A 10,578-nucleotide genomic window follows, 5' to 3' on the forward strand; every position below is an offset into this window, starting at 1 on the left:
TACTGATTAGGCTGATTTTATAGTCATTAACTACTTGAGGATTCGATCGCATGGTTTCGATTTCTAAAACTCTGTCCGAGGCGATCCCTGTGTCTGCGCCAAGCCTGACGGCTGGAACCCAAAGCAGCACGGCTACCGCTACTGCAACGGGAGTATGTATCACAGTTCACGGTCACTTTTATCAGCCGCCTCGGGAAAACCCTTACCTGGACGCGATCGAGCGCCAAGCCAGCGCATCTCCATTCCACGACTGGAACGAACGAATTGACAACGAGTGCTACCGCCCGAACGCCTTTGCGCGCATACTCAACGATCGCGGCGAAGTAGCAGGGATCGTCAACAACTACGAGTATCTCAGCTTCAACATCGGCCCGACCCTGATGAGCTGGCTGGAACGCTACGATCCGGAAGTTTACCAGCGGATTCTGGAAGCCGATCGCAAAAGCTGTCAGCGCCTCAACGGTCACGGCAACGCGATCGCCCAAGTGTACAATCACATCATCATGCCGCTGGCGAACGAGCGAGACAAATACACCCAAATTCGCTGGGGGATCGCAGATTTTCGCTCCAGATTCGATCGCCATCCCGAAGGAATGTGGCTCGCCGAAACCGCCGTAGACTATGCCACCCTCGAAGTTTTAGTCGCTGAAGGCATCCGCTTCATTGTCTTAGCCCCCTCCCAAGCCGAACGCTGCCGCCCGCTAATCTGGCAAAATCAAGAAGGAAACCAACAAACAGATACCGAATGGCACGAAGTCGGCGGCGGCCAAATCGATCCGACTCGCCCGTACCGCTGCTATTTGAAGCCGGAAATGCGGTTGATGGCTGACCACCAACTTTCGCCCCTGAGCACTTACCACTTTACTCGCGGACACGGCCAGCAGTCCTCAGCCCCAAATCCTCACACTCCCTACATCGATATCTTTTTCTACGACGGCCCGATCTCGCGGGATATGGGCTTCAACGACGTTCTCAGCAGCAGCCACCACTTGGCCGGGCGCTTGGGTCAAGCAGTGCGGGGAGACCACAGACCGGCCCAATTAATCTCCGTGGCGACAGATGGGGAAACTTTCGGCCACCACAAAAACAGTACCGAAAAATGTCTCGCCTACGCTTTCACAGAAGAGTTTCCCCGCCGGGGCTGGACTGTGACGAATTACGCTCATTATTTAAGTCAAAATCCCAGCACTTGGGAGGTGGAACTCAAACCGGTGACGGCTTGGAGTTGTTCTCACGGGGTCGATCGCTGGCAAGATGATTGCGGCTGCGGTGGCGGCGGCGGGTGGCACCAAAAATGGCGCCGACCTTTGCGGGATACTTTGAATTGGCTGCGCGATCGGCTGATTCCGATTTATGAGGAAGCGGGGCGCAATCTGTTTCGGGATCCCTGGAAAGCTAGAGATGAATATATTGATGTCATCCGCGATCGATCGCCCGCTAACATTGACAGTTTCCTCCAACGCCATCAAGTTCGCGAACTCGACGCCGCCGAACAGGTAGACGCCCTGCGCCTGCTGGAAATGCAGCGCCACGCTTTGTTAATGTTCACTAGCTGCGGCTGGTTTTTTGAAGAAATTTCTCGCCCCGAAGGCGTGCAAATTTTGCGCTACGCGGCCAGGGCCCTGGAATTGGCGGGGGAAGTTACGGGCGTGCAGCTAGAAAAGGATTTTATCGATCGACTTGACGAAGCACCGAGTAATGTTGAATGCTTCAAAACAGGCGCAGAAGTTTACCGCCAACTGGTGACGACGGCCCAAGTCAGTCTCAGACAAGTAGCCGCCCACTACGCGATTAGTTCTCTGTTTGCCAAATATCCCCGGGAACAGCGAGTTTACTGCTATCAGGCCCAACAGCAAGATTTCCAAATTCAGCGCATGGGATCGATGACTCTGGCTGTGGGTCAATTGCAGTTAACCTCGGAAATTACCCGGGAAACAGAGGTGTTTGTGTTTGCTGCGTTCCACCTCGGCGGCTGGGATTTCCACTGCTGCATTCAGCCTTTCGGCAGCCGACGGTCTTACACTATGCTGAAAGAGCGGTTGTTTGGAGTTCTGGAAGAAGCTTCGGCGGCCCACGCGATTCTGGAAATGGTGCGGTTGTTTGGGGATCAGTCTTTTAGCTTGCGGGATTTGTTCGCTGAGGAACGCCACCGCATCGTGCAGTTGCTGAGTCAGGAAAATTTGACTCGGTTGGATCAGCTTTACACTCAGGTTTATCGGGAAAATTACGGAGTGATGATGGCTTTCCACCGGGACGATTTGCCGGTGCCGGTAGAGTTGCAGGTGGCTGCTGAGGTGGCTTTGGGACACCGCTGTTTGACGGCGGCGAAGGCGCTGGAACTGGAAACCGAAGACGCGGAGTCTCTGCTGGCTGATATTGAAGCGATCGCCACTGAAGCGGGCCACCTCCGCAGCCGGTTGAAGGTTCCCGAAGTCAAGCAAATTTTGGAACGGCTGGTTTGGCGATCGCTAGACGCGCTGCTCCAAGCCGGATCGGGCGCGGACGAACCATCGCCTGTCAAGTTAGAAGCTGATATCCGCTACATCGAGCGTTTGATAGCTGTGGGCGATCGGCTGAGTCTCGGTTTGTGTTTGGACAAATCGCAGGAACTGTATTTTGATTCTCTGTACAGTCAAATTGTGCCTCTGTGTTTGGGCTGGCTGCAACGGCAAGATGCCTCGACCGGCGACAATAAGGTGGATCCCGTTATCTTGGATATCGCCCGCTCAGACGGCGGCTGGGAGCTGTCTTCGATCCGGCAGTTGCTGGAGTTGGGTCAAACTCTCGCCGTTGATGTTGATTGTTGGTTGGATCGGTTAAGCCCATTTTAGATTGGCGATTTGCGATGGCAGAAAATGTAATCACCGGTGGATCGATTGCTGCGGAGAGTGGTTTGTAGTGCGGACTTCAGTCCGCAGCATTATGCGGACTTCAGTCCGCACGCACGGCGCGATCGGTTTTTGTGATGGTAATTGGTCGGAGATGGTATCAAATGCCGATCGGACGGTGGGGATCGACTGAGGCTCGATCGGCATTTAGGTTTCCCGGAATCGAAGTACCGACAAACAACCGCCAATTTTTTTTGAGTCAGTTCTATACGCACGCAGACCAAAGAAACCGGATTTTTTACCCTTACTGCGGGCTACGGCGCAGGATTTTCGTAAAAAACCCGGTTTCTGACCACCCCTGCGTCCAGGACTATGAGTTTTCGCTCTACTTCTGTGGGAAGATGAAAAGACTGTCCCCAAAGCCTAAAGGTGTTCTGCACTTGCAGGCTTTGTAGAGTTTTGAAGAAAGAACACTAAATTTTTTAGCTATGAAAATTGGCGATCGCGTTTGCGTTAAAAACTCTGTTGTTGTCTACCACCACCCGGAAAATCGCAGTCAACCAGTTGATATTAAGGGTCTGGAAGGAGAAGTCGTGGCGATCGTTCACGAATGGCACGGCAGACCAGTCAGTGCCAATTGGCCGGTGCTAGTTCAGTTTGACAAAAAATTTCGAGCTCACTTCAAAGAAGATGAAGTCGAATTGGTTTCTGCTGAAGCCTAGCTCGAGTATTCTTTTGTTTTGTATTGTTCTTGTGGGATGGGCGTCCCGCCCGTCCTTTAAAGACGGGCGGGACACCCATCCCACAAATATGTATAAATTATTTAATTTCAGATTCTAAGCTGTTGCGTGCCGCAGTTCAATTCTATATTTCGATGACGGTCGAGAATTCTTTTCCCCTCTCCATCTCTCCCTCAACTAAGTGACAGTTTCAAACCCTGTAGTTTTCAATTCCAGATGAGTTTTCATCACATTTGTAGTGGAATCTGATTGCTTGAGACGATAGCCCATACTGTGAACTGTCTCAATTAAATCTTCAGCGGCTCCCGCAGCTTTGAGTTTTTGACGCAAACTTCTAATGTGAACCTTGACAGTATTTTCTTCGGGCGGAGATTCCAACGACCAGACGTGTTCGATCATGACACTTCGACTGAGAACACGGCGCCCATTTCGCAAAAGAAGTTCCAGAAGCGCGTATTCTTTGGGCGTCAGATGGAGTGGAGCCTGTCCGTAGGTGACTTCATAGGTGCTGGGGTTGAGCCGAATTTCTTCCCATTCTAAAATCGGCCCCGAAGTGCTATTACCTCGACGCAATAAGGCTCGAATCCGAGCAAATAGTTTTTGCAAGTCCACGGGCTTGACTACATAATCATCAGCCCCAGCATCAAGCCCATTAATTTCATCACTGAGGGTGTCACGGGCTGTGATCATCAGGACAGGCATAGTATAGCCGTGCGATCGCAATCGATGGCAGAGACTAATTCCATCCAGTTCTGGTAACATCAAATCTAGCAGCAGCAAATCATAGTTGAGCATCTTTGCTTGATGCCACCCAGATTCCCCATCGGTAACTATATCAACAACATAGCGCTGGTCTGTCAAGGCTTCTGCCAACGTTTCTGCAAGGCGCAGATCGTCTTCAACCAAAAGAATCCTCATAAGCAAGAGGCTGGGGGAAAGTACAAAGCCACTTATTGACTTTTAGACAAGATTGAGTTAGCGAACCAGAGCGGTCTAATTCAAATAGGGCTAGGGCGATCGGCATGGCTTGCTCCTCAACATTTTATTCGCATTTTGGCCCCAACTTTGTACCGATTTGCGATCGAGATATCAACAAGTTTTGACCCAAGGGAAGCTCTGAAACCATTTGCCAAAGCTTTATTAACAAATATTGCCAAAAATCAATATTTATTACTTATTGAAAATCTTTCCGATTTCTTTACCGTTTTCTGACTCATTTCTTTACTTATTCTATGTAATTGTAGGTGGGATCGGCATTTGGATGGGGTAAATTCTCCCACCCACTTGATAGTTAATTTGGGAGATTAGTGTTAAATGGCTTTTGGACCAGCTTCAAGATTGGGAGTGAGCCTGTTTGATGAAACCCCACCAATCGAGCGGGTTACAGGTAACTCAAATGAAGACCTGGAAACCATCATTAAGGCAGTGTACCGGCAAGTTTTGGGCAATGCCTACGTGATGGAGAGCGAACGCCTCACCGTTTGTGAGTCCCAGTTTAAACGCAATGAACTGACGGTGCGGGAATTTGTGCGACAGGTGGCAAAGTCAGACTTGTATCGATCGCGATTTTTCGATAGTTGTGCTCGTTATCGGGCGATCGAACTCAACTTCAGACACCTACTCGGTCGCCCTCCCCTGGATCTCGAAGAAATGCGGAGCAAAAGCACCATTCTGGATACCAAAGGCTTTGAGGCTGAGATCGATTCTTATCTCGATAGCGATGAATACCAGAATACTTTTGGAGATGACATTGTTCCCTACATCCGGGGATACAAAACCGAAGCTTGTCAAAGCATGGTGCAGTTTACCCATACCTTCGAGTTGGTGCGAGGTGCTTCTAGCAGCAGCTTGAAGGGAAATCTGGCAGGTAAGAGTCCGCGTTTGAATTCCCTAGTGATTCAAAGCACGCCAACCGCCGTAATTTCTCCAGCCAGCAGCGGATCGACATTCCGCAATCCATCCGGTAGCGCTCGGACTCGTCACGGTGCTGGATCGGATGAAAACGGAAAAGTCTATCGCATTGAAGTTACCGGCTATCGCGCCAATGTGGTGAATCGGATTTCCAAGTTTCGCCGCAGCAACCAGGTTTACTTGGTGTCGTTTAACGAGCTATCCGAAACCTATCAACGGATTCACAAACAAGGTGGGACGATCGCTAGTATCACCCCTGTCTAGTTGAAGATCGATCGAGGGATTTTAGATTTTAGATTTTAGATTGAAGATTGAAGAATTATTCGGGGATTGTAATGAGAATTCGGAGCTTTTATTCAATCAACAATCAACAATCAATCATCAAAAATCAACTATCATTCCGGTACAACTGGAATTGATATAAGCCATGTATTACTGACATATTGAGCCCTTCTCAATTAACCTTTTGCGAACAGGCTTTCCGGCCGGTTCCACAAGAAATCCACTCTTTGTGGAACAGGCCCGAGAGCCTGTTTCTGAAAATGGTGCGAACAGGCTTTCCGGCCGGTTCCACAAGAAATCCACTCTTTGTGGAACAGGCCCGAGAGCCTGTTGCTGAAAATGGTGCAAGATTTCAGCTACTACCAAATATTATCAGTCAAGGAGATTAATTGCAATGACAGATTTGACAAAATGTGAACTGTGGCCAACCAGCGGTGTAGATGATGTGCAAGCTGTGATTCGCGCCGTCTACAAGCAGGTTTTGGGTAATCCCCACGTGATGGAAAGCGAGCGCTTGGTAACTGCGGAATCTCAATTGTGCGATCGCAGCATCTCCGTGCGTGAATTTGTGCGATTGGTTGCTAAATCTGATTTTTATAGCACTCGCTATTTTCAAAAGTGCGCTCCCTATCGATTTGTCGAACTCAATTTCCTGCACCTACTGGGTCGTGCACCCCAAGATCAAACTGAAATTTCTGAACACATTATCCGCTGTGTTGAGCAAGGCTACGATGCCGAAATTGACTCGTATCTCGACAGCGACGAGTATCAAACCGCTTTTGGTGAAAACGTTGTTCCCTATTACCGAGGCAGAAGCAGCGAAGCAAATACCAAGCAACTAGGTTACAATCGGATGTCGCTGCTCGATCGGGGTTTCGCCCAAATCGACAGTGCCGTCAAGGCATCTCAGTTAGTCTACGCCGTTGCCACCAACAGCGCTAACGCCATCAAGCCCTCAACCAGTCGAGGAGGCGCCTATTCCGCACCCCAAAAAATGTTCAAAATTGTGGTAACTGGGTCTAAATTCGACAGACCTCGTCGCCTCAGTAACACGACATACATTGTGGCTGGAGACAATATGAGTCCGCAAATTCAGCGGATCAATCGCACTTCTGGCAAAATTGTCAGCATCACTGAGATTCTCTAAATCGATCCTGGACACACACACTCTATCTGTAGGGTGCGCAGTGCGCACCTTACCCCCACAAATAGTTTCAAAACTGTCAACTTGCGTAAGTCATATAAATCTGAAATCCCGATCGCATTTGCTCGGATCGACCATGAGTCTCACGCTCAATCGTATTAGAATGTTGCCACCACAAGCCGAAAAAAAGTTGCAATGCTGGATTCGCAGCCGTCATTTAATTTGTACTGGCAATTTTTACATCTTTGAAACTATAGACTATAGCGCTATTGAGCGTTTTACCGAGTCGATTACGGCTTTAGGAGGAACATTAATCTCGGTTCAGCCGATCGACAAAATTTGGATGGGCGATCACCGTCAAGTCATTCTATATCGTGCCAAAGCCAGTTTGCATACGCCTTGTCACAACCTCAAGCAATACTGGTTTAAATATGGTAGTTTCCAGACTAGGTTCGATCCAAGCTCTTGATCTGGCTGATAGTGGTTAGCATGGTTGCAGCATTGTTGTTGCGTGTTGGTGACATCCTGATTTTCCTAGGAATTAAGCAACCATTTTCTATGCTAAGTAACATTTTTCTAGTTGCGATCGGTATTTTACTTGTAGTAGTAATTTGCCCCTGCTTCAAACAGGAAGTAGCCCGACGACAAACAGCGGAAGGGGTGCTGCGACAACAAACCGATCGCGAACGGTTAGTCAATCAAATTGCTCAACACATTCGCCAGTCTCTTGATTTGGACGAAGTGCTAGAAACGACTGTGGCAGATGTACAGCGCTTTCTGGAAGCCGATCGCGTTCTCATTTACCGCCTGTGGCCAGACGGAACGGGTAGCGCCATTAACGAAGCCGTTTTACCCCCTTATCCCGTCATTTTAGGAAAATCCTTCCCAGCAGAAGTCTTTCCCAAGGAGTACCATGAGGCTTATTCTTTAGGAAAAACCCGCCTCATTGCCAATCTTGAAGAAGCCGATCTCGAAAATTGTCTGACTGATTTTCTCCAACAATTTGGAGTCACAGCCAAATTAGTTGTCCCCATCATCCAAGAAAATCGGGAGTTTGAGGGGAATCCTTCTGTACCCTATCTTTGGGGGTTATTGATTGCTCACCAATGCGATCGCCCGCGCGTCTGGGAAACCTGGGAATTGGAGTTGATGCAGCAACTAGCGACACAGGTGGCGATCGCCATTCAACAGTCTGAATTATACCAACAGCTTCAACAACTCAATGCCGAACTAGAACAGCGCGTCCAACAGCGTACCGAAGAATTAGCTCGCGCCAACGTCGCCCTAAGAGCCGAAATTGGCGAACGACAGCGCACCGAAGTAGAACTGCGCCACACCAACCACACCCTAAAAACCCTGATTACCGCCTCTCCTCGCGCTATCTTCACGCTGGATATAGAAGGGTACGTCAAGATTTGGAACCCCGCCGCCGAACAGATGTTTGGTTGGAATGAAGCAGAAGTCATCAACCATCCCAACCCAATTTTTATCGACGATCCATTAGAAGATTATTCCACTCTCCGCAGCAATCTCCTGCAAGGAATCACCTATAGTGTCGAAATGCGCCGCCACAAAAAAGACGGTAGTGCGATCGACATTATCTTTTCCGCCGCCCCCTTAAAAAATAGTGAAAATCAGATTGACGGCGTTGTCGCAGTGATTGCTGACATTACCGAACAAAAACAACAAGCAGAACAAGTGCGGTTGCTCCAGTCAGTTGTCGTCAACACAAATGATGCCGTCGTCATTACCGAAGCCGAACCGATTGACGAACCAGGCCTCCGTATTATCTATGTCAATGAAGCATTTACCAAGATCACCGGATATAGCCCAGAGGAAGTTTTGGGCAAAACACCCCGGATTTTGCACGGCCCAAAAACCGATCGCGCAGAACTAGACAAGATTCGGAGCGCGCTCTCCCGTTGGGAATCTGTCACCGTTGAAGTGATTAACTACCGCAAAAATGGCTCCGAATATTGGAATGAATTCAGCATTGTCCCCGTAGCCGATCGCACAGGTTGGTATACCCACTGGATCGCCATACAGCGAGACACAACCGAACGAAAACAAGCAGAACAAGCCCTGCGACATAGCGAAGAACGCTTTCGATCGCTAATTGAAAATGCTCTAGACATCATTATGATTCTCAATACAGATGGCACTATCCACTACGTCAGTCCTTCTGTAGAAAAAGTCTTAGGATATCCCGTCTCTGAACTCGTAGGAAAGAAAATATTTGAGCCAATTCATCCCGATGATTTTACCACTACTTACCACAGTTTCACCAATACCCTACAAAGTGCAGAAATAACCCCTCCTCTTGAGTTCCGCTACCGTCACAAAGACAAATCTTGGAGAACTTTGGAAGCTATCAGCCAGCCTTTTATAGACAATGCCGCTACCACACAAATTATAGTCAATGCTCGTGATATCACCGAACGCAAACGACTCGATGAAATTCGATTAGCCCTAGAGCGCGAAAAAGAACTGAGTATTCTCAAAACCCGCTTCTTCTCAATGGCATCCCATGAATTTCGCACCCCACTCAGTACCGCTCTGGCAGCAGCTCAAGTCCTAGAAAACAGTCCCAGCGCGTGGAATGACTCCTCCAAGCGACAGAGAAACCTGCATCGAATTCAAGATTCTGTGAGGAATATGGTGCAGTTGCTCGATGATATTTTAACCATCAATCGCGCCGAAACAGGGAAACTAGATTTTAATCCAAAACTTTTAGTTTTAGACAAGTTTTGCCAGCAATTTGTCGAAGAGATTCGGCTCAGCACTGGCAGTCAGTATACCCTCACATTTACCTGTGAAGGAAATCCCATTCCCGTTTGTTTGGATGAAAGGTTGTTGCGTTCTATTCTATCTAATATATTATCGAATGCGATTAAATATTCCCCGAAAGGAGGCAATGTTAATCTCGGTCTAGAGTTTCAGTTAGACGCAGTTATCCTTCAGGTTGAAGATAGAGGAATTGGCATTTTCCCTGAAGATCGAAAGCAGTTGTTTGAACCATTTCACCGAGGCAAGAATGTCCGAACTATTCCGGGCACAGGATTGGGATTGATCGTGGTCAAAAAATGCGTTGACTTGCACCAAGGCACAATTCAGATTACCAGTGAAGTCGGCATTGGCACAACCTGTGTGGTAACGCTACCGTTGCTATAGCGACAGGAAGTTCGGCCGCGCGCAATGTACGGGATGTAACAGATGGATGGAAGAAGAAAATGCTTTTAATTATTAATTTTTATGTCCGCGACGGAACCAAGCGAATATATTAAAATCTCCCTGCATTTTTGCCAATTCCTGTTGGTGCTGCTTGGCTGTAGCATAATACCACTGGCAATAAAGCTCAAATTCTTGACGGTACTTAACTTCGTCGTAAAACTCGCGGACAACTTGGTGTCTCTGAAAAATTTCGGCTGTTGGAGTCGGTTCTGGGACAATGTTTTGTAGCTCGTGGGGCAACATAATTGTTTGGGGGCGACGGTGGCAAATATTGATGTAATGACTTTAAGCTAACACATAGCAGTTGACAGTTGATAGTTGACACTTGACAGTGGTTAGTGGGACGGTTTGTAGTGCGGACTTAAGTCCGCAACATGAGAGCGGACTTAAGTCCGCACTACGAACCAATCTGATTGGGGTTAATCCGTCGGACACGATATAA

At 48.4% G+C, this 10,578-nt stretch carries 9 protein-coding genes; 6 read left to right on the forward strand and 3 right to left on the reverse strand.

All coding sequences use genetic code 11. The features are described 5' to 3' along the window. The first annotated feature begins 50 nt into the window (after positions 1 to 50). Entirely contained in the window at positions 51 to 2,831 is a 2,781-nt protein-coding gene (locus tag JGK39_RS17220) for a DUF3536 domain-containing protein (protein ID WP_293296911.1), read from the forward strand. 30 nt (positions 2,832 to 2,861) lie between these two features. Here JGK39_RS17220 and JGK39_RS17225 read toward each other — a convergent pair whose 3' ends face one another. Beyond that, positions 2,862 to 3,035, reverse strand: coding sequence for a hypothetical protein (locus JGK39_RS17225; protein ID WP_293255099.1), 174 nt, complete (start codon positions 3,033 to 3,035; stop codon positions 2,862 to 2,864). A 281-nt stretch (positions 3,036 to 3,316) separates the two neighbouring features. Between JGK39_RS17225 and JGK39_RS17230 the strand changes: the two genes are divergently transcribed. Then, complete coding sequence (locus JGK39_RS17230; protein WP_293255101.1) at positions 3,317 to 3,550, forward strand: ferredoxin-thioredoxin reductase variable chain; 234 nt, start codon at positions 3,317 to 3,319, stop codon at positions 3,548 to 3,550. 195 nt (positions 3,551 to 3,745) lie between these two features. On the opposite strand, the gene JGK39_RS17235 is transcribed toward JGK39_RS17230, so the two are convergent. Further along, on the reverse strand, positions 3,746 to 4,486 hold the full coding sequence (locus JGK39_RS17235) for a response regulator transcription factor (protein WP_293255103.1): 741 nt from the start codon (positions 4,484 to 4,486) through the stop codon (positions 3,746 to 3,748). Positions 4,487 to 4,882: 396 nt separating this feature from the next. On the opposite strand from JGK39_RS17235, the gene JGK39_RS17240 reads away from it, so the two are divergent. The 4 genes from JGK39_RS17240 to JGK39_RS17255 all read left to right on the forward strand — a co-directional run bounded on the left by JGK39_RS17240 (position 4,883) and on the right by JGK39_RS17255 (position 10,076). Next, on the forward strand, positions 4,883 to 5,743 hold the full coding sequence (locus tag JGK39_RS17240) for a phycobilisome linker polypeptide (RefSeq protein WP_293255106.1): 861 nt from the start codon (positions 4,883 to 4,885) through the stop codon (positions 5,741 to 5,743). Between the two features lie 412 nt (positions 5,744 to 6,155). Further along, positions 6,156 to 6,908, forward strand: a complete 753-nt coding sequence (locus JGK39_RS17245) for a phycobilisome rod-core linker polypeptide (protein WP_293255109.1) — start codon at positions 6,156 to 6,158, stop codon at positions 6,906 to 6,908. 133 nt (positions 6,909 to 7,041) lie between these two features. After that, positions 7,042 to 7,374, forward strand: a complete 333-nt coding sequence (locus JGK39_RS17250) for a CpeR family transcriptional regulator (RefSeq protein ID WP_293255111.1) — start codon at positions 7,042 to 7,044, stop codon at positions 7,372 to 7,374. Positions 7,375 to 7,394: 20 nt separating this feature from the next. Next, a complete protein-coding gene (locus JGK39_RS17255; protein WP_293255115.1) occupies positions 7,395 to 10,076 on the forward strand; it encodes a PAS domain S-box protein in 2,682 nt (893 codons plus the stop codon). 72 nt (positions 10,077 to 10,148) lie between these two features. Here the strand turns inward: JGK39_RS17255 and JGK39_RS17260 are convergent, their stop codons facing one another. Next, entirely contained in the window at positions 10,149 to 10,379 is a 231-nt protein-coding gene (locus JGK39_RS17260) for a hypothetical protein (RefSeq protein ID WP_293255118.1), read from the reverse strand. Positions 10,380 to 10,578: the final 199 nt, after the last annotated feature.

Origin of the sequence: Microcoleus sp. PH2017_12_PCY_D_A (assembly GCF_020738565.1) — a bacterium.
Classification (GTDB): Bacteria; Cyanobacteriota; Cyanobacteriia; order Cyanobacteriales; family Microcoleaceae; genus Microcoleus.

Coding starts and splice junctions, on each gene's coding strand:
- JGK39_RS17220 (WP_293296911.1), top strand. CDS start 51: ATGGTTTCGATTTCTAAAACTCTGTCCGAGGCGATCCCTGTGTCTGCG.
- JGK39_RS17225 (WP_293255099.1), bottom strand. CDS start 3,035: ATGCCGATCGAGCCTCAGTCGATCCCCACCGTCCGATCGGCATTTGAT.
- JGK39_RS17230 (WP_293255101.1), top strand. CDS start 3,317: ATGAAAATTGGCGATCGCGTTTGCGTTAAAAACTCTGTTGTTGTCTAC.
- JGK39_RS17235 (WP_293255103.1), bottom strand. CDS start 4,486: ATGAGGATTCTTTTGGTTGAAGACGATCTGCGCCTTGCAGAAACGTTG.
- JGK39_RS17240 (WP_293255106.1), top strand. CDS start 4,883: ATGGCTTTTGGACCAGCTTCAAGATTGGGAGTGAGCCTGTTTGATGAA.
- JGK39_RS17245 (WP_293255109.1), top strand. CDS start 6,156: ATGACAGATTTGACAAAATGTGAACTGTGGCCAACCAGCGGTGTAGAT.
- JGK39_RS17250 (WP_293255111.1), top strand. CDS start 7,042: ATGAGTCTCACGCTCAATCGTATTAGAATGTTGCCACCACAAGCCGAA.
- JGK39_RS17255 (WP_293255115.1), top strand. CDS start 7,395: ATGGTTGCAGCATTGTTGTTGCGTGTTGGTGACATCCTGATTTTCCTA.
- JGK39_RS17260 (WP_293255118.1), bottom strand. CDS start 10,379: ATGTTGCCCCACGAGCTACAAAACATTGTCCCAGAACCGACTCCAACA.